Source organism: Dapis hubbardiae BLCC-M172, from assembly GCF_050016015.1.
Classification (GTDB): domain Bacteria; phylum Cyanobacteriota; class Cyanobacteriia; order Cyanobacteriales; family Microcoleaceae; genus Trichodesmium.
Map to the genome: position 1 here is coordinate 1 of NZ_JBNHEQ010000323.1, position 19,691 is coordinate 19,691.

General features: G+C 33.5%; 13 protein-coding genes, 1 tRNA gene and 1 pseudogene. 11 read left to right on the forward strand and 4 right to left on the reverse strand.

Annotated elements, in window-relative coordinates; all coding sequences use genetic code 11:
• The first annotated feature begins 868 nt into the window (after nt 1-868).
• Nucleotides 869-1,987, forward strand: a complete 1,119-nt coding sequence (cax, locus tag ACP6PK_RS29940) for a calcium/proton exchanger (RefSeq protein ID WP_426565204.1) — start codon at nt 869-871, stop codon at nt 1,985-1,987.
• A gap of 241 nt (nt 1,988-2,228) precedes the next feature.
• On the opposite strand, the gene ACP6PK_RS29945 is transcribed toward cax, so the two are convergent.
• A tRNA-Arg gene (locus ACP6PK_RS29945) sits at nt 2,229-2,302 on the reverse strand.
• A gap of 794 nt (nt 2,303-3,096) precedes the next feature.
• Here ACP6PK_RS29945 and ACP6PK_RS29950 point away from each other — a divergent pair.
• Both ACP6PK_RS29950 and ACP6PK_RS29955 read left to right on the forward strand, forming a co-directional pair.
• A complete protein-coding gene (locus ACP6PK_RS29950; RefSeq protein ID WP_094674915.1) occupies nt 3,097-3,768 on the forward strand; it encodes an Npun_F0813 family protein in 672 nt (223 codons plus the stop codon).
• Nucleotides 3,769-4,157: 389 nt separating this feature from the next.
• On the forward strand, nt 4,158-5,123 hold the full coding sequence (locus tag ACP6PK_RS29955) for a hypothetical protein (RefSeq protein ID WP_094674913.1): 966 nt from the start codon (nt 4,158-4,160) through the stop codon (nt 5,121-5,123).
• Between the two features lie 8 nt (nt 5,124-5,131).
• On the opposite strand, the gene ACP6PK_RS29960 is transcribed toward ACP6PK_RS29955, so the two are convergent.
• Together ACP6PK_RS29960 and dapB are read right to left on the reverse strand one after the other, a co-directional pair.
• Entirely contained in the window at nt 5,132-5,821 is a 690-nt protein-coding gene (locus ACP6PK_RS29960; RefSeq protein ID WP_426565206.1) for a phytochelatin synthase family protein, read from the reverse strand.
• A 344-nt stretch (nt 5,822-6,165) separates the two neighbouring features.
• Nucleotides 6,166-6,993 carry a 4-hydroxy-tetrahydrodipicolinate reductase gene (gene dapB / locus ACP6PK_RS29965; protein ID WP_426565208.1) on the reverse strand — a complete coding sequence of 276 codons (828 nt, stop codon included), beginning with the start codon at nt 6,991-6,993 and terminating at the stop codon, nt 6,166-6,168.
• A 916-nt stretch (nt 6,994-7,909) separates the two neighbouring features.
• Here dapB and bchI point away from each other — a divergent pair.
• The 8 genes and pseudogenes from bchI to ACP6PK_RS30005 all read left to right on the forward strand — a co-directional run bounded on the left by bchI (nt 7,910) and on the right by ACP6PK_RS30005 (nt 18,357).
• On the forward strand, nt 7,910-9,016 hold the full coding sequence (gene bchI / locus ACP6PK_RS29970; RefSeq protein WP_168186588.1) for a magnesium chelatase ATPase subunit I: 1,107 nt from the start codon (nt 7,910-7,912) through the stop codon (nt 9,014-9,016).
• Between the two features lie 1,808 nt (nt 9,017-10,824).
• On the forward strand, nt 10,825-10,992 hold the full coding sequence (locus ACP6PK_RS29975; RefSeq protein ID WP_426565210.1) for a hypothetical protein: 168 nt from the start codon (nt 10,825-10,827) through the stop codon (nt 10,990-10,992).
• A 222-nt stretch (nt 10,993-11,214) separates the two neighbouring features.
• Complete coding sequence (ruvC, locus tag ACP6PK_RS29980; protein WP_426565212.1) at nt 11,215-11,706, forward strand: crossover junction endodeoxyribonuclease RuvC; 492 nt, start codon at nt 11,215-11,217, stop codon at nt 11,704-11,706.
• 652 nt (nt 11,707-12,358) lie between these two features.
• A complete protein-coding gene (locus tag ACP6PK_RS29985) occupies nt 12,359-13,165 on the forward strand; it encodes a TPM domain-containing protein (protein WP_426565214.1) in 807 nt (268 codons plus the stop codon).
• Between the two features lie 1,087 nt (nt 13,166-14,252).
• Nucleotides 14,253-14,396 carry a hypothetical protein gene (locus tag ACP6PK_RS29990; RefSeq protein WP_426565216.1) on the forward strand — a complete coding sequence of 48 codons (144 nt, stop codon included), beginning with the start codon at nt 14,253-14,255 and terminating at the stop codon, nt 14,394-14,396.
• 253 nt (nt 14,397-14,649) lie between these two features.
• Nucleotides 14,650-14,874 (forward strand): hypothetical protein, encoded by a 225-nt coding sequence (locus ACP6PK_RS29995; RefSeq protein ID WP_426565218.1) that lies wholly within the window; start codon nt 14,650-14,652, stop codon nt 14,872-14,874.
• Nucleotides 14,875-15,057: 183 nt separating this feature from the next.
• Nucleotides 15,058-15,510: pseudogene (locus ACP6PK_RS30000) on the forward strand (ATP-binding protein); the annotation flags it as partial.
• 90 nt (nt 15,511-15,600) lie between these two features.
• Nucleotides 15,601-18,357 carry a hypothetical protein gene (locus tag ACP6PK_RS30005; protein ID WP_426565220.1) on the forward strand — a complete coding sequence of 919 codons (2,757 nt, stop codon included), beginning with the start codon at nt 15,601-15,603 and terminating at the stop codon, nt 18,355-18,357.
• Between the two features lie 378 nt (nt 18,358-18,735).
• On the opposite strand, the gene ACP6PK_RS30010 is transcribed toward ACP6PK_RS30005, so the two are convergent.
• Nucleotides 18,736-19,161, reverse strand: coding sequence for a thiol-disulfide oxidoreductase DCC family protein (locus ACP6PK_RS30010; RefSeq protein ID WP_426565222.1), 426 nt, complete (start codon nt 19,159-19,161; stop codon nt 18,736-18,738).
• Between the last annotated feature and the right edge of the window lie 530 nt (nt 19,162-19,691).

Consider the following 19,691-nt stretch of genomic DNA (forward strand, 5'->3'; position numbering starts at 1 on the left):
GCAATAGAGATGAATGAGATTTTAATTTCTGATTTGCTAAAAGTTGACCTCTGAATTTTCTAGGTAATAAAGTCTGATGGGGATATCTGCAACGAAAGGGAACTGAGTCAAAATTACTATTGCGTATGTAGCAATAGAGATGAATGAGATTTTAATTTCTGATTTGCTAAAAGTTGACCTCTGAATTTTCTAGGTAATAAAGTCTGATGGGGGTATCTGCAACGAAAGGGAACTAAGTCAAAATTCCTATTCCTATATAGAATTTTTGAATTTCTAACTTTATGGGAGAAAAAAAGAGTGTTTAAGTGTAAAAAGTATATACTCTTTTAACAATTAGGCTTAAGTTTACGAGTAAATTGAATTTTACTAAGCTTTAAACAAGAATCTTACAAATAGTTAGAGTAATTTAATTATTTTATATGAAATGTTTCTTTAAGTAAAATTTGAGTCTCACCACAATAAATGCTTAAAAGGGCAAAACGCAGTTTACCCCTAAAACTGATTACTAGAAGTAGCTCAAATATTTGTAGGAAATATTTATCATGCCTGGTATTATATTTATTGAGTTAGGGCGATCTAAATAAGCCCAAAAACATTCCCTGGGAAATTCAGCTTTTTGTTTATGAAAAAAGTGCAAGATTATCGCCTTTTTTTGTGTAAATAACCTTATACTTCTAACAGACTTCCCATGGAAAAAATCCGATCTTTTTTCTACCTCTTGCTTACTTGCTTGTTTTTTTCATATTCTTCCTGATTTCTAACTCGTGACCTCTTAATCCTGAATTATACCCATCCGCAAAATAATTTTTCAGCCAACCCTATTTATTTTTGCCTAACTTCTGATTTACTGAACTTGAAATTTTTACTCATGCTAAACACACAAACAATCATTTCTATTTTCTTAGTATTTATTCCTATTTCAATAGCAGCTAATTTTATGGAATGGGGTTCATCAGCTATCTTTATTACATCTGCTATTGCAATTATTCCCCTAGCAGGTTGGATGGGTACTGCCACTGAAGAAATTGCTGTTGTTTTAGGTCCTAATTTAGGTGGTTTGTTGAATGCTACATTTGGCAATGCTACAGAATTAATTATTGGTATTATTGCTTTAAATGCTGGATTAATAAGTGTCGTTAAAGCAAGTATTACTGGTTCTATAATTGGTAACTTATTGCTAGTAATGGGTTTATCAATGTTCTTAGGTGGGCTACGTTTCAAAGAACAAAAATTTCAGTCTGTAGTAGCTCGTTTAAACGCTTCAGCAATGAACTTAGCTGTAATTGCTATCTTAGTACCAACTGCAGTAAATGCCACTTCCGATGGTATTAGTGAAAATACAATGCAAAATTTGTCTGGTGCAGTAGCAATAGTGTTAATTTCTGTTTATATACTCACCTTATTATTTTCCATGAAAACTCACTCTTACTTATATGAAGTTGGTGTGGCCGAAAATGAATCTGGAGAATTAAATTCTGATAGTGAATCTGAAGAAAATACCGAACATAAACCTAATTTGTTACTGTGGGTTTTAGTTTTATTAGTCGCAACTTTAGCAGTAGCATTTGAATCAGAATTATTGGTTGATTCTTTAGAAGAAGCTACTACTACTTTAGGATTAACTTCTTTATTTACTGGTGTAATTGTAGTACCAATTATTGGTAATGCTGCTGAACACGCTACGGCAGTAACTGTTGCTATGAAAAATAAAATGGATTTATCTGTTTCAGTGGCAGTAGGTTCTAGTTTACAAATTGCCTTATTTGTGGCGCCTGTATTAATTCTGGCTGGTTTATTACTAGGTCAACCAATGGATTTGAATTTTAATCCTTTTGAATTAGTAGCAGTAGTAGTAGCAGTATTAATTGCTAATTCTGTAAGTTCTGATGGTCGTTCTGATTGGTTGGAAGGAGCTTTATTATTAGCAGCTTACGCTGTTTTAGGATTAGCCTTTTATTTCCATCCCGTGATTGAAGGATTGAGTTAGATTATTTGGGCAAAATATCAAATCTCTAAAAATTTATTCAGCTTAGTCTGTTTTATTGATGGATGGGAACCCTACGCTGCTCTTACGAGACAGCGTAGGGAGGATGTAAAAGGCCAAACGATTCGCACTGATATCTGTTGCCAGTTACCAGTTGACCGTTAGTTAGTACAAGAACAATTCTGAAGTAACTCCTGACTCCTGTAGGGGCGAACGGCCGTTCGCTCCTACGACTCCTGATCTACGGGTGCGGCAGGACTCGAACCTGCGACTCGCGACTTAGAAGGTCGCTACTCTATCCAACTGAGTTACGCACCCAATTATTATTGAGTTAATAGTATCTCTAGCTATTATAGTTAGATAATCTCTAAATAGGCAACTCAATCATTTAGATTAGATTAATTTAGTCTAAAGATAATTATCAGTTGAAATGACAAAAAAATAGAAAAATTGTAAAAATGCCCAAATTTTGAAAATTATGACACTGGACTTGATATAATTTTTTCCTGGCCATAGATTTAGAGATTAACTTCTAAATCTAATACTAGCAAACTTAATTCTATACCTCAAACGTAATAATTTTCACAAGAGTTGTAGTTGTGTGACCTAAAATAAGGTATTAGGATTTTGTGAAAAGGTGAAAATAGAAGGAATTTTAATCAAATGAGTATCGTGGGGCAAACCGTTATTGACAGCAACAAATATAAAACATAGGGAGGTAAGGACATTCTTTTCTGAGATAGTGGGCGTGTCCGACGGGATACCGGGACTGGGAAACGAAAAGCCCACACTATAGGATCGGCTTAGTGTAGGAGTATGTCACAGTAATTATAGGTAATAGTAAGTCTATAATTAGTGATAGTAGCTCTATAAACAAAGTCGAAATTACTATATATTATCAAGTGGCGAGTTTCAACAAGCTCATATACTCTACTATGGAATTTAGTCAACAGTTAAGACAAAGTAAATCTATAACTAGCTTTAAAATGTGTTTCCCAAAATGCCTATAGTTTTATTGAAAATCATCCCATATTTAAAATAAATCTATGCTAGAGGGATTACAATTACACCAAAAGTACCCCAGGTGATGATGGGAGTCTAATTAAAGTGTCATGTTTATTCTGAAAAGGCAAGATGTTGAAATTACAAGTATTCCACACCCAAAGCGGGATCAACAAATCCCTATTCTTAATTATCAAGGACAAACTTTTCGCTTAATCAATGTATTTAAGGCAGAGCAAGCAGAAGAAGCAAGGTCTTTCTGGCGAGATTTAACAGATAATCATGGTAAAGCTTGTGTTTTACTAGAGGAACCTGAGCGATATAGTGTTTGGGGTAAAATCCGCTTGGATCAACTTAGCAGTGAGGACTCAAAAGAAGAAGAAACTGTTCCTGCTGCTTGTATTCAAGGTTGTTTGTTGCTGGTACAAGCAGTTTACTTTGATGTAGAAGATTTATTAGGTAATAGACAGGCAAAGTCCTTTTATAAGGATTTTACCAAAGTCCTTAAGCAAAGAAGCTTTCCTAATACAGATTCCCCTGATGCAATTAATGCTTTATTAACTGTCGATCCTGTAAAAAAATTACAACTACCTTCCTGGCGAGAGGTTCATCTTTATACTTTATTACAAGAAGTCCATCGTTTAGGAGAAGAATATTTTGGTAATTCCAATTTTGCTGAAGGTATTGACGAAATCATAGAACCTATGGCTAGTTCAGAGAGAACTCAGTTTATGGCTTGGCTGAATCAATTTCCTGAAGGTAAAAGATGGGCAATCAAGTAATTTCAACAGCTTCCTAATAGAAGTATTACTTCTTGATAGAAGCAAAAGATTTATCTTGGTTTATCTCAAATAAAATGTTGCTAGATAATAAGTTTGCTCTTAAATTGTATTTAACTATGTTTAAACGGCATTTAAAATAGTATAGTCAATCAATGTTTATTGTGATTAGTATAGATAATATTGATCGACATTGATATTAATTAATAATCTCAATCAAAAAGTATCAATTTCCTGGCCAATAAAACCCTGAAGCTAGCACTATTTTTTGACTTTATCAATCTATTTTTCCCTTCTTAAAATACCATTGATAAATTTGAAAAGAGAACTGAAAGTGTTGAGCAATGGGGATAAAATGTTTATTAAAAGTAAAGCTTGATGAGAATATTCCTATGAGCAGCACTTCAGAAAAATCATCTACCCTTACTAAGTCCTTATTTTCAGCCCAGACTATTGTAATTACAGGTCTTGTCTGGGGTGTAGTAGCCCTATTATTTTTCCTACTATTTAGTGTGCCTCTACCAGGGGAAGAATTACCGGAGTGGTACTCTGTTGGGACTTATATATTTGAACTAGGAGCTTACTTACTAGCCTCCATAGTTTGCTTAAGAAACTGGCAAAGTCCTCAAATGGTTAGTGGTCGTAATGTTTGGATGGGTATTGGTTTAGGATTATTATTTTACTTTATTGCTGGTGTTGTGTTTGGTTGCTGGGAACTACTTTGGGAACTAGATCCTGATGTGTCAATGGCAGACATTTTCTATGTTGTTTCCTACATATTCTTAGGTTGGGGTATGACTTTAGCTGTAACTTCCAAGCGACTAAATCTAGAATTTTGGCAGTGGGGAGTTTTGGCTGGAGTAGCAGTTGCTGGAATTGCTTTGGCTATTTGGGTGGCTGACCCTTCAATTTTTGGCCTATTGTTTAGCCCAGATGCTACAGCTTTGGCAGAAGTAGATATAGAAGAAATAGAAGAGGTATCGGCTAATTTGGCTCCATCTTGGGTTATTGCTATAGACGAGAAGTTAGAACCTTTTGCCTATTTTGTGAATTTATTTTATATTATTGCTGATGTATTTTTACTAATCATTGCTACAGCTTTACTTCTGGCATTTTGGGGGGGGCGTTTTTCTCAGTCCTGGCGTATGATTGCCGCTGCTACATTTTCACTATATATTGCTGATATGTATTTTAAATGGGCAGATACTTATCTTGAAGGAGATTATGAAAGTGGAGCTTTATTAGAGGTATTCTTTGTATTTACTGCGATTCTGTTTGGAATAGGTGCAGTCCTAGAGTACGATATTTCAACCCGTTCTCGCCAGAGTAGACGAAGTAGACGAAGTAGTTCTTCTTGATTGGAAAATTAGGTCTCAGAGGGTCGAGAAATCAAGACAACACCTCGTGTCTTTTTAGACACTGGATCTATTGTATTTGTTGATTCCCACAGAGTCTTTGTATTCACCCAAACTGGAGGATATTTGTAGCGGGATACATCCAGAACCAAAAATTGGTCACTTTCCTCATTATAAGCAGCAATGGGGGAAATGTGACCTCCTCTTTCTTGGCCAATCGTCCGGCGCAGATAGTTAATTAGTACAAAGTTGTTACTATTCTCTAAATTATCACGAATTATCTGTCGAAATTGCTGTATACTAATGTCGCCACCATATAAAGTTTCCACTTGAACTGGATATGTAGCAATTAGGTAAGATAGTTCTGCCAGGGTCATCCCCTGCCTAGCAATAAGATAACGTGGGATAACTTTCTCAGTTTTCTCATTAAAAATATTATCCTGAGTGAAATAGCTTTGTGGCCAGGGTGAGGTAACTTGGACAGGAACTTCCAGGGCATTGAGTACCATAACCACACTCGCAACACCACAAAATGCAGCGTTTTTCTGGGAAACAAACTGACTCATCAAAGGAATGTAGTATGCCTGGGCTTCGCTTTTCTGGAGCAGGATTTGGCCTTCAGGGGAGAGGAGGGAAATTAAGTTTTTGGGTAGAGGTAGACGTTGAGCTTGGAGGGGCATGGCAGTGACAACCAAGCTCATGGGCAGGATGACAAAACTAGGCCGAAGGTGCTGGAAGATAGTCATTTCTAGTTATCAGTTATCATTTATTCACTACCTCTGGTTGAGGCATTGGGATTGAAATACTAGGCGCGTTTTTTTCATCCTCTTAAAAGGGGAGGCTTGAGACCTTATTTTTTGCTCATTATAAGAGAATAGTGAGGATGAAAAAAAATTGACCAGGCACTGAAAAGGGAACGCTTAAGACCAAATTATCTTTGTGGCCGTGACCTGCCAAGGTAGTCAGTTAAGAATTAATCTGCAACCTTTGATAGACAATTCCTAAAAATGTCTAGGATTGGCTAGGTTTTTCCAAGGTGTTAAATCTAAAGTATCTTCTCCAAACCATAGATAAGTTTGGTTAAAGATTGGACTTTACGAATAGCTAACAAAACTCCGGGCATATAGCAAGACCTGTCTGTTGTATCGTGTCGTAAGGTGTAAATTTGACCAGGCCCACCAAATATTACTTCTTGATGAGCTATTAACCCTGGTAAACGTACACTATGAATACGAATTCCTTCATCTGCTAAACAACCTCTAGCTCCTTCTATTTTTTCTGTTTCTTCCACATTGGGTACATTATAGGTTTTTCCCAATTCTGATAACATTTCTGCAGTTTTAATTGCAGTACCACTAGGAGCATCAGCTTTTTGATTGTGGTGTAATTCGATAATCTCTACATGATCGAAATGCTGGGAAGCGGCGATCGCTGCTTGTTGGAGCAAAACCATACCAATAGAGAAGTTAGGAATTATTAATGCACCAATACTGGCTTTTTCTGCAAATTCGGCCAAATCCTGAATTTGCTCTGGACTAAGACCTGTAGTTCCTACCACAGGTCTAACACCATAGGCAATAGCAGAACGAACATTTTCATAAACACTATCTGGGTGAGTAAAATCAACCATTACTGCTGGTTGTTTCTCTTGAGCTGCCATGACTAACATTCCCTGTAAATCATTAAGAACAGGTACTTCTAGGGAGCCACAACCAGCTACCTCACCAATGTCTTGACCTATATATTCTGGTTGTCGCTCTATTGCACCCAAAAGAGTCATGTCACTAGCATTTGCTACAGCTTTTATTACTTCACGACCCATCTTACCTGCTGCACCACTGACAATTACTGGAGTAGGAGTTTGGCTTGTCATTTCAGTTATCAGTTATCACTTATTAAGTTATCAGTACCTCCGGCTGAAGTTGGAGGGTTGAAAATCGGAAATTTATTTTTCCAAAAATATTCCAAGATAACCTTATTATTTTAGCTCATTTTTGGATTTGCTACTTAAATTCAGATGAAGTAATACCGTTTCACGGAAGTTAAAATTCCAAAGTCAAAAGTCATGCATTATGATTTTATAGGACCCCTAAGCATATCTCCAGAAAATAGGTAGTCAGGAGAAGCAATTGATAAAAAATGGGTAATAATTGATTGGATGATTGGATGAGTGGGAGATATCTAATATACCCCATCACCTCCACTCCCCATCACCTCCTCTACTTTTAGATATATCCGTTCAGGAGTTCTATAGACTCGAAACTTTGACAATACAATAATTTCAGGAAATTATTTCACATCGACAGTTTTAAACTATTTGTAAAATCTTTAAAGTGAATTGGTATCATAAACATTTAACACAAATCACAAATATAGTCTTATGTAGTTAAATATAGTCATATGGTCTCCAGGAATTTGGGCGACTATTGACATAACCTAACAATGTCTGTGATCATAGAAAATTAAATAGCCTCAAGAGTCAACGATCTGAGTTCAATAGGGTGAAATTCCAGGACTGACACGCTACCTCTAGATACATAAGAACCTATGTCCAAGCCTCTGTATTATGACCAAGTAGAAATTGAATCAGGGAGATAATCAAATCTAAAGAGGAAAAGAAAAAGTAGTCCCAAATGTCTTTGACAATGGGATAGAGGGTGTGTAGTTTACCCAGTCAGAGTAATACCTGCAAAATTAAGGATATGTCATATTTGACCATATTTTTATGAACTATAATTGTCCGTCAATGTGCCACAATAAAAATTAGTAATTAGAATTTAGAGTCTACTGTGAGTCCAACCGTTCAAGCCAATAATACGGTAAATACATCTGTTAAACCAGCCGTTCAAAGAGGTCGGGCTGTTTTTCCTTTCACTGCGATTGTCGGCCAGGAAGAAATGAAACTGGCCTTACTATTAAATGTAATTGACCCCAAAATAGGGGGTGTAATGATCATGGGCGATCGGGGTACAGGTAAATCTACTACCATCCGCGCCTTGACCGATCTACTCCCAGAAATTGAAATTGTTGTTGACGATCCTTTTAATAGCCACCCTTATGACCCAGATTTGATGAGTGATTCTGTGCGAGATAGATTAGCACAGGAGCAGCAAATTCCGATTGTCAAGATAAAAGTCCAGATGGTGGACTTGCCATTGGGGGCTACAGAGGATCGGGTATGTGGTACTATTGATATTGAAAAAGCCTTATCTGAAGGGGTTAAAGCCTTTGAACCAGGGCTATTAGCAAAGGCTAACCGTGGTCTTTTATATGTTGATGAGGTGAATCTTTTAGATGACCACTTAGTTGATGTTTTGCTCGACTCGGCAGCAAGTGGTTGGAATACTGTGGAAAGAGAAGGTATTTCTATACGCCATCCTGCTCGTTTTGTACTTGTAGGTTCGGGAAATCCAGAGGAAGGGGAATTACGACCTCAGTTACTGGATAGATTTGGTATGCACGCCGAAATCAGAACTGTAAAAGATCCTTTATTACGAGTTGAAATTGTTGAACAACGTTCAGCTTTTGACCAAAATCCTCAAACATTTTTAGAAAAGTACAAATCACAACAGGAAGAATTACAAAATAAGCTTGTAGATGCTCAACAAAACCTGAAATTAGTGGAAGTTGACCATGATTTAAGAGTGAAAATTTCTCAAGTTTGTTCTGAGTTAGATGTAGATGGTTTAAGGGGAGATATTGTTACTAATCGTGCTGCTAAAGCTTTAGCTGCTTTTGAGGGTAATAAGGAAGTAACTATTGAAGATATTGGTCGTGTTATTACTATGTGTTTACGACATCGACTACGAAAAGATCCTTTGGAAAGTATTGACTCTGGAGATAAGGTGAAAAAGGTATTTAATCGGGTCTTTGGATTGGCAGAAGCAGAAGAATAATTCAAGAATTAATCTTTATTAATTGCAGTTGAATTTTTCAGGGAGAGGCAGGTTGATAACAGCAGGTTTTTCATAAAAAATTGACTATTTAACAATTATGAAAAACTTGTATCATTGCTTCTCCTGATTTGATGAAAATATCAGTAAATTTTCAGATAATTCAGATAATCAAGAATATTAAATTGGCTAGTGCATCAGCAAAGTGTGGGATAAGTAAGTATGGCTGGGGAATATAATTTTAAAGGACTGATATATAAAGGTTAAGCGCATTTTTGGAGCAAAAAAAAGTGCAAATTTTTCAGTCTTTAAGACTAAAAAGTTAGGACGGCTGGCAGAGTTGCAAAAAAAGATGCAGCTACAATTATTCCTCCTACTTTCGGAGGTTTTCCGACACTTCCCACACTTCCTTGACGCACTACCTTAAATTTTATAGTACGGCAATTATTAAGAGGAAGAGTGAGAAGTCTGGGGAGTATTTTTCAACATAGATACCTATTTTTTCCCATATTTCAGAACGTATAAGTCTAAGTCAGTATTTCTGACGACTAAATGAAAAAAATTAATCACGGAAAAAAATACCATAAGGGTTATATATACAGTAGTTGAACTTAAAAACAAGACGTTTTTTCATCTGAAACTCCCTCAAAGAAAGCTTTGTCTCAATCTAAAGTTAAATAACTATATATAATTAGAGTTTGCCGATTAAATATAAAAGGCTTTATAGATAAATATTTCATAATTTTTAGGTCGGAAAAAAGTACGATTTTTTTGTTATAAAAAGCTGCAAAAAGTTAGGATTTTGGGTTGACGCGAGGCAGAAAAATAAAGGGATAATTCTTCTTCCTACCTCCTCTAATACCATTTATCAAAAACTTTTCTACATTTGATTGAAGTACGGGAGTAGGGGAGTATTCAATAATTAATAATTAATAATTAATAATTAATAATTACCTCTTCTGTAATAGAAGGATTGATAGAAAGGAATTTTTGTTCTCTTGAGATAGAATGATTTATACCTTTAATTTTCGGTAAAAACAAGAATAATTAATGCAAAAGAGTTCTCAAACTAACAAAAAAGTAATTAAAGTAAGGTAATTACTTAATAACTGAAGTGTTATTCAAGTATAGTGTTAATGCCTGAGAATTGGTATAAATTCTCTATTCCTCCTGACTCCTAATTCCTCCTGACTCCTACCCTAACTCATAAGACTTTTTCAGCAAGCCCTAATTATTTTCTGTTTCCTTTTCCATTAGCGATTAATCTATCCATACTAAGCTGGAGGTCTTTAATTGAATTCTGACAAATTTACTTTTTTTTGAGTTTTGAAGTAACTACTTAAAGAGAAAGCAGAGTTTTTAAAGTCTTGGAAAAAATTAGAAACTAATTTAAAACTAACTGGTAGTTTAGTTGATGCTGAATCGTATTTAAAGATTGCCGATAAAGAAAATCACGAGCAGTTATCTACCTTGTTAATTCAAACTTTATGGCACTCCGGGAAAGATTTTATTGATGCTATATTAACAACATAATTTTAACAGCTTATTGAAAAGTGGAAGATTAAAGAAGCGTCAACTATAAATTAACCAAAATGAAATATTAATATCATGTAATATCATGTCCGGATGTAATGGTATAAATAAAATATTTGGCGATCGAGAAAATATATTTTAATTTCTCCCCTACTCCCCTACTCCCCTACTATCTTAATTATAAGTGTTTAACCGCAGATAATATAACTAGAGAATATAAACTTATTAGCCAAAATAAATTTATTCAGAGACGAACAAGAATCTCAAATAATTTATTCATGGAAAAATTTTTGAGATTTTTGTTTAGCACAGCTATTATTGTTGGAATTATTCTGAGGTCTACTTTTATAGAAGCTTTGGCAATGGGAGGAACTTTTGAACAAAAAATAGCACTTTTATTTGTGACAGTATTAGTCACAATGACTGTATTGCATTTTCAAAATTGATAGATTAATAAATTATTGATACTAAATAAAAAAAATTAGTTATACTCTCAATTATGTAATTATTAAAGGAATGGGAATTCAAGCTTAAGAGTATCCTGATTTATAGCAGTCGAAGCAAAGATTAGGGCATTTCTAAATCCTGAAATATTTTGACAGTTTACTATTGCCTATTCCCTATTCCCTAGCCCGTAGCGCTATACCATAAGAATCAAAAGTCTAAAAATGGAAAAATTAATTCTCGGATTAGATCCGGGTTTAGCAGTATTAGGGTTTGGAGTGATTAAGTGTGTTTATAATTCAAAAACAGAGAAAATAGATTCTACTTCTATGGTTGATTTTGGGGTAATTAAAACCACAAAAAAACAAGAAATGGGGCAACGCCTCATAACAATATATGAAGATTTACACACAATAATAAATAACTTTAAACCAGATTTAGCCGCTACAGAAAAGTTATTCTTTTATCGCATGGGTAATACAATTTTAGTTGCCCAAGCTAGAGGAATTTTAGTATTAGTATTAGCACAACATGGAATTCCACTAATTGAGTTTACACCCCCACAAATTAAGCAAGCAATAACAGGTTATGGGAATGCAGATAAATCTGATGTGCAACAAGCAGTAGCTAGAGAATTAAGTTTGGATGAAATTCCTAAACCGGACGACGCGGCTGATGCTTTAGCAGTTGCTCTTACAGCAAGTTGGTTAAATTAGGCAGTTAAGATGATTATGGATTTTTTAGTCATTAAAATCTATATATAGTGTAGCGCTATAGTTTTTGCCTTGCATATATAGTGTTTATAGGGAATTTTCATTTTTGAAGTTACACTTTAACAGACAAAATTATCATATTTTAGGCAATATTCAGAAATTTAATTTTAATTATAATCCACCCCTACTATTTAGGATTTGCTGATTAAGTCTCAAAGTCCTTACAGATAAGGAAAAATGCTTTTTTAAGTCGAAAAAAGTCCCAACTTTTCGGTCTCTAGGATTGCAAAATGCTAACTTTTTGCATTTTGGTCAAGAGAGTACCCCAAAAATTACTCCCCTACTCCCCTACTCCCCCGCTCCCCTACTCCTTAAAAAAGACTTTTTCACTAAAGTCCCGCTACTCTCAACTCCCTCACTTTTGGTTGGCCAGAAAAAACAAACAATTGTTATCCTCTATACATCATTAATGGCTATTTTGTATTAACAAAAGACGATATAGCCAAGTCAAAAGTCTCAAAAATATTAAGATTAACTTCACACTTTGTTGAATTGTGAGTTAAAGTAAATAAATGTAAAGAAATATGAGATTTTTTGCTTTCTTTTTTAATACAAGCATTTATTGGCCACCTTTTAGATTGAAACTAAACATACAATGATAAAAAATTTTTCAAAAAAACTTTTTGTATCAATTACAGCAATCTTCCTCGCATTATCCACTTTTGCTCTAACTCCAACAGTTGCTCAAGCCTACGATAATCCAGATTTACTACCTGAAGAGCAAACACCAATAATTGACCTAGCGAAATCCTTAACCGACATTCAGGAAAACTTACTAGCCAAAGACTTAGAGCAATTTGAAACAGAGACTGGCTGGAAACTCAGAGTTTTAACTCAATTTGACCGTACTCCTGGTAGAGCAGTTAAAGATTTTTGGGGACTTGATAATAAAAGTGTCTTGTTAGTAGCTGACGCTCGTGGTGGTAATATTCTTAACTTTAATGTGGGTCGCGCTCTTTATGAATTTCTTCCCCGGACATTCTGGGTAGAGTTGCAAACTCGCTACGGTAATCAATTTTTTGTGCGAGACCAAGGTGAAGACCAATCAATTATTCAATCATTAGAATCAATCAAAACTTGTTTACGTCAAGGTGGTTGTAACGTTGTACCAGGTTTACCACGGGAGCAGTGGATTTTAACTTTAGTTACATCAGTTATTGGTGGAGTAATTTGTGGCTTTGCTGCTCAACCTCGTAAACCAGGCGAAGCCTTTTCTTGGCAGTGGGCGTTAATATTTTCTCCATTGTGGGGAATTTTGTTTATTGCTTTCGGAATTGGTCCGGTAGTATCGAGAACTTCAGATTGGTTGCCATTAACTCGTAATGTTGCAGGTTTTCTTATTGGCGTTTTGGTTGCTTATCTGACTCCATTACTTAATCAATCTTCTCCTTCTGAAACTTAATACTCAAAGGAAGAAGAAAGAAGGAAGAAGGAAGAAGGGAAAATGCTTCAGTTATTTAGGAGAGAAAGAAGAAATTTTGAAAAAAAAGGGGATTTAAGATAGCTATCTCTATATTTATCTTAAATGTATTAGATAACCTATTTTTCAGAATATTTGGCTCAGAGGTAGCTTTTTGTATCATTCTTTTTTCAAAGTGCTATAACCAATTCTTTCCTGACTATATCTAAACTGAATAAAAATCAGGAACTAGGAATGTTTGATTGATTCAATTATTCCTAGTTTTTTTGATTGTTTGAAGTTTATTTTTGCGTGGAGAGAGCAAAATTTTAATTGCTAATATCAAATCGTAGCATCGCTATAATTAGATGGTTAATCTAGGAGTCAGGTAGGGGTGATTCGCGAATCACCCCTACAGGAGGGAAGAGAATTTAGAAAGATTTACACTTTTGCTGATTTTTCGGGAACCGTAGATGAAAATTTTTTTATACCTAATTAAACGGATTTGATATAAAGTAGCGATACCTATCCCTATTTTCAAGTTGAATAAAAATATATAGCTATCCTAAATAGGTTGCGGTTCAAGAATTAAGAATTTAGAATGTGCGAATTACCTCTCCTTGAAAAGAAGAGAATTAACGAACAAGAAAATTTTTATTTATTATCCCCTTAAAAGGGGAGGCTTTCAACCAGAATATTTTGGTAACCAAAAAGTAGATAAAAAAACTTAAACTCTTTCCTGTTCCCTAAAAGCGGTAAGACTTTTATACACAAATAAAATAGGATTGCTATATTATTTTTATCTCTATAGAATTACTATGGAAAAAATTAATCAGATGTAAAGTAAACTACAAAAATAAAGTGATGCTGCTTTGCCAAAATTTGTTGATACTTACCTTCACAAAAAAATCAAAAAGGTTAAGTCAATTAAATCATTAGAGTCTGTACCTAGAACTAAATAAAATCAGAAAAGGAACTCCAGCTATTACTTTTTGGAAAGAGAGCAAAATTTGAACTGCTAAAATAGGGATAGGCGATCGCTACTTTCAAGTTGAGGAATAATAATTATTTTTATCTCTATAGAATTACTATGGCAAAAATTAATCAGATTCAAAAGAAACTAAAAGAATTAAGTGGTGGTGAGTTCCAAAAATTTGTTGATACTTACCTTCACAAAAAAATCAAAAAGGTTAAGTCAATTAAATCATTAGAGTCTGTACCTAGAACTAAATAAAATCAGAAAAGGAACTCCAGCTATTACTTTTTGGAAAGAGAGCAAAATTTGAACTGCTAAAATAGGGATAGGCGATCGCTACTTTCAAGTTGAGGAATAATAATTATTTTTATCTCTATAGAATTACTATGGCAAAAATTAATCAGATTCAAAAGAAACTAAAAGAATTAAGTGGTGGTGAGTTCCAAAAATTTGTTGATACTTACCTTCAGAAAAAATCAAATAAGTTAAGTCAATTAAATCATTAGGCTCTGTGACTGGAGCGAACAAAACAAGACCAGGAACTCCAGATACTTTAATTATTCTGGAAAATGGAAAGTATATTTTGGCAGAGTATACAACACAGCAAGAGGATATCTGCGGAAAATTTAAGGAAGACCTCGACAAATGTTTTGATGAAGAAAAGACTGGAATACCAATAACAGAAATAGAAAAGATTATTTTATGTCATAATTCTAATCTGAATACAAAAGAATAAAATTCTCTGAAAGAAGAATGTCAGAAGTATGGAGTTGAACTTGATATATTTGATATTGACTCTATTTCTTTTGATCTTTATAAAAATTATCCTGGTATTGCTAAAGATTTTCTTGGAGTTGAGGTAAATACTCTTCAAATAGTTGATATTGATGAATTTATTACTACTTATAATAAAAGAAAAATTGTTGCTCCTCTAGATACAAAGTTTTACTTTCGGGAAAATGAAATAAACGAAATATTAGAACGACTTGAGGAAAATAATCTAGTTATAGTTTTTGGTAAAGCAGGAGTAGGTAAATCTCGACTTGTTTTAGAGTGTTGTAGGAAATTTTTAGAGAAATATTCTGAGTACAAAGTTAAATGTATTTTTAATAAAGGAGTCGATCTTTTTGAGGATATTCATGTTTACTTCTCAGATGAGGGAAGTTATCTAATTTTTTTAGATGATGCTAACCGGGTCAAAAATTTTGAGTATTTTATTAATCTTCTTCTCGATAAACGTGAAAATCAGCAAATTAAAATAATAGCTACGGTTCGTGACTATGCAGTTGAGGAAATTAAAAAAGTAGCACGTTCTTATAATAGTAATTTCAACCTACTAAAAATAAACCCATTAACAGATAAGCAAATTGAGCAACTTGTTAAAGAAGAATGCAAAATTCAGAATCAATTATACATAGAAATAATTGTTGATATAGCTCAAGGTAATCCTCGCTTGGCAATAATGACTGCTTTAGTAGTAAAGGGAGAAAAAACTGTCGAAGCTCTTAAAAATGTATCTGATGTTTATGATTTATATTATTCTTCAATCACAAAAGACATTAAAGATTTTAAGGATGAAAGTTTATTGGCAGTAGCTGGTATCGTTGCCTTTTTCCAAGTAGTAGATTACTCTAATGATGAAATGATGGAAAAGATTCAAACTGCATTTAATATTGACAGGAAAACTTTCTGGAAAGCAGTTCGTAAATTATATGAATTTGAGTTGGTAGATATATATGAAAATGAGATTGCCAGAATATCTGACCAAGTTCTAGCTACATATCTGTTTTATCTTACTTTTTTCAAGGAAAAATTGTTGAAATTTTTCGTTCTCTTAGATAATTTCTTTCCTCAATTTCACAATAAATTTGTCGATACTCTTAATCCTGTTTTAAGTGCTTTTGATAGTGAGAAGATTATCAAAATACTTACTCCAGATGTAGACAGAGTTTGGAAAATTTATGAGGAGGCAGGAGATGAGAAAAGTTTAATTCAACTGATGAAACTTTTTTTGTTTTTTAAACAGACAGAAATTCTTATATATACTAATAATTTAATTTCACAGTTGGAAGAGGATTCGGTAGATATTTCAAGTTTGGATATTCAATCTAATTCTAATATTCGTATTCCACAATATTATATTCTTGAGTTACTTAGTTTATCTCGTAATTTTGACCAACAAAATTTCCAGATGGCTATAGATTTGCTGTTTGAATATTTGGCAAAAAAACCACAGGAACTACAAAAGGTGTTTTGCCTTCTGATTGAGGTGTTTGGATTTAAACGTGATTCCTACATAACAAAATTTATTACTCAGTCGATAGTTATTGACAAGCTACTAGAAGAAGTAAATGGAGGAAAAAACGAATTATTTGTAAAACTATTTTTTGGTGTAGCTGAAAAATATCTAGATATTCAATTTGATACTTCTCGGATGAAAAAGAAAGAGGCTATACTCTATCAATTTTCTCCACCACCTATACCGGAATTATTTGATTTGAGAAATAAAATTTGGCGGGGAATATTTCAGCTCTATCAGATTGATATTTTTCAGAAAGAAGTAATCAATATAATTCATCAATATAGTAAATTATATTCTAAGTTTCCTGTCGGTGAAATTATTAAGCAGGATGCTGTAGAAGTGCTTGAATTTCTTACAGATAACTTAAATCCTCAAGATTATTCTCATTGTATTATTGTTCAGAAATATTTGAATTTTCTAGAGTCTCATCAAGTTGAATTTAATAATGAACTAAGAGAAAAATTTTTCAATGAAACTTATAAGCTATCTAGGATACTTTTATCTGATTGGTCTGACAGAAAAAACTCAAATTTAGAATACACAGAATATGAACAACTTAAGCAAAATCCAATCAAAGAATATTTTGCCAATTACAATTTTAAGGATTATCAGGATTTCTTTGCTAAATGCCATGAGATAAAAGCTGTAACAAAAGAGAAAAATCATTACTCTTCTGAATTTCCTAGTGGTAGAGTAGCAGAAGTCATTTTTCTCGCCTGCAAAAATTCAGAGCTTTATTTAGATGTGCTGAAATATTATCTCAATCTTGGCGACCCATTTCAAATTAATCATTTTCCATTTCCATTAATTGAAAAGTTAATAGAAATTTCTGGAGTTGAAAAAGCATTTGAATTGCTCAACCAATCTGATTATGCTTCAAAGAGAGAATGGTTATTTGGATTTTACAACTTACTACCTGAAGATAAAATTACATCTGATTATTTGAAGAAACTCTATAACTTATATAGGGAAAGCAAACTTAGTGAAATATCAAAAAGATTCGACTTTCTTCTCAAATATCGTCACTTAGATAAAAATGTGGTTGCTCAGGTAACAGAAATTATTCTGAGTAAAATGAATGAACAGACAAATTATGCCGATCCTTTTGATTTTTTATTTAATCCTTACAGTCACGTCAATGAGCGTTTAATTGAGCTATTCACAGAAAAACTTGATGTGCTAAAACGAGCATATTTATTAAGTCAAAAAATCAATGGATACTCGTCTAACTCTGAAGATATATTCATCCGCATTCTTGATGCTGACCAGAATTTCATAATTGAATATATTGACTGGGTATACTATGAGGAAAGAAAATTCTCAAACTCCCCTTATTTTGAAGATGACCTCAACTATACATTTCTTTGGCAAGATGAAAATTATCAGGAATTAATTACTCAAGTAGTTGAGTATATTGATCAGAAAGAAAAGGAATTATCTATCTCTATATCCAGAAATACTATTCTCGAAAGAATATTTTTTTTGCAAATAACAGAAGAAGAGAAATTTATTCTTGAGGATAGACAAAATAAACTGCTAAAAAGTCTGATGGAAAATAGATATACAGATATTGATTTGATGCAATTATTGTTGAGCGTAACTACAACATTTCCCTACAAAAGACGTTATCAATTTATCGATCTATTTTGTAAGCACAATCAAAAATTTGAGGATTTTAAGAAACTTCCCCTAGAACCTTATGTTAAGAATTATAAGGAACTTTCCTCAGAAGATTATATTTTGAGTAGCTCTAAGAATATTGAAGCAACACATAAAATCGTAGAATATCTTAAATCACTACTACCAATTTTTAATAGAGTAGAACTTCTGGAACACAAACAATATGTAGAGCAAAAAATTAAAGATTTTCAGAAGTGGATTAAAGATGAAAAGAAAGAAGATTTTCTAAGAGACTAATATCATCTCCGGTTGGATAGTTATTATTAGGAATAAATAGAAGAAATATCCCAGTGGTTTGAGATTGCTTTCCTTGCGGAATGCTGCGCAAACCTTCCACTCCGTTCCAGTCGCAATGACTTTACAGTTAGTGTTTATCCGGACATAATATAAACAGGACTTACGCATAGACGCTAGCTATATATAGCGTTCAAAAACTATAGCGCTATAGATATATAGTGTTTAAAACCTACGAATGCGTAAGTCGTGATAAATTTAAGTTGCTGTAAACTTAATAAAATTCAAATTGGGCAAAAACCCTAATTTCTTAATTAACTATTTTTCTTGTCAAAATAGTCGAGAGTTATTACCCAAAAGATTCAACCTCAATACCCCAGTTTAAGTTGAAGATTTTTCTTCAGATAAAGAAGCTTTACAACCAACTGGATAAGGCGAATGATAAGTAGTAGAACGTTTACCAAAAATAGTATAACGATTATCTCTAATCTGCTCATAAAAGCGATCGCCCATCCACTTCGCCCCAGGTAAACTCCGATATGCTGTAACAAAAACATCGCCTACAGGTAATAACCGCCCTATTTCCTCTGCTGCGTCACTACCTTGCCATCTAAATTCTGGTGCCTTAGTATTAATTAAAATCATTCCCATTTCGCAATCTTCAGCAGTAATACTAAACTGATTTAATATTTCTAAATCTTGCATAGGAACATACTCAAATAGTTGACCTTGGTCTATACTTTCTAATACCTGCACCAAGGTTACACATAGATTGCAGTTGCCGTCGTAAATTACAATATAATTCAAAATTCTTAGTTTTATTTTCAATATTATTCTTAATAATAACACTGAACTAAGCTTATAGAGCAACTTTCCTACCGAACTTTTATTCTCATAAATATTTCACTACAGACTAAATGACCAAAACTAAACCTTCAAAACTTTTCCAGAGAAATGTACTTAAATACTTGACTATAAAATTAGGTCTTAAGTCTTCTCTCTATATCAAATCCGGTTATACAGTAATCGCCAAATTACTTTCTATTAATAAATCTATTCTCTTAAATATCAACTTCAAAACTCATGCTATTCAAATCCTTTCTTTCTTCATTAAGAAAGACTTCGAGTCTGAGACAATAACTAATTACCTTCTATATTAAAAGAGATCAAAAAAATCAGTATTTCAAATCTTCCTATTCCAGGAGGTAGTAATAAATGAAATTAACTAAAGTTCTAGAAGTGCTTTAGTACCCAACTTTTCTTCTCATAAAAATCTCAGTAGAGACTAAATGACCAAAACTAAACCTTCAAAACTTTTCCAGAGAAATGTACTTAAA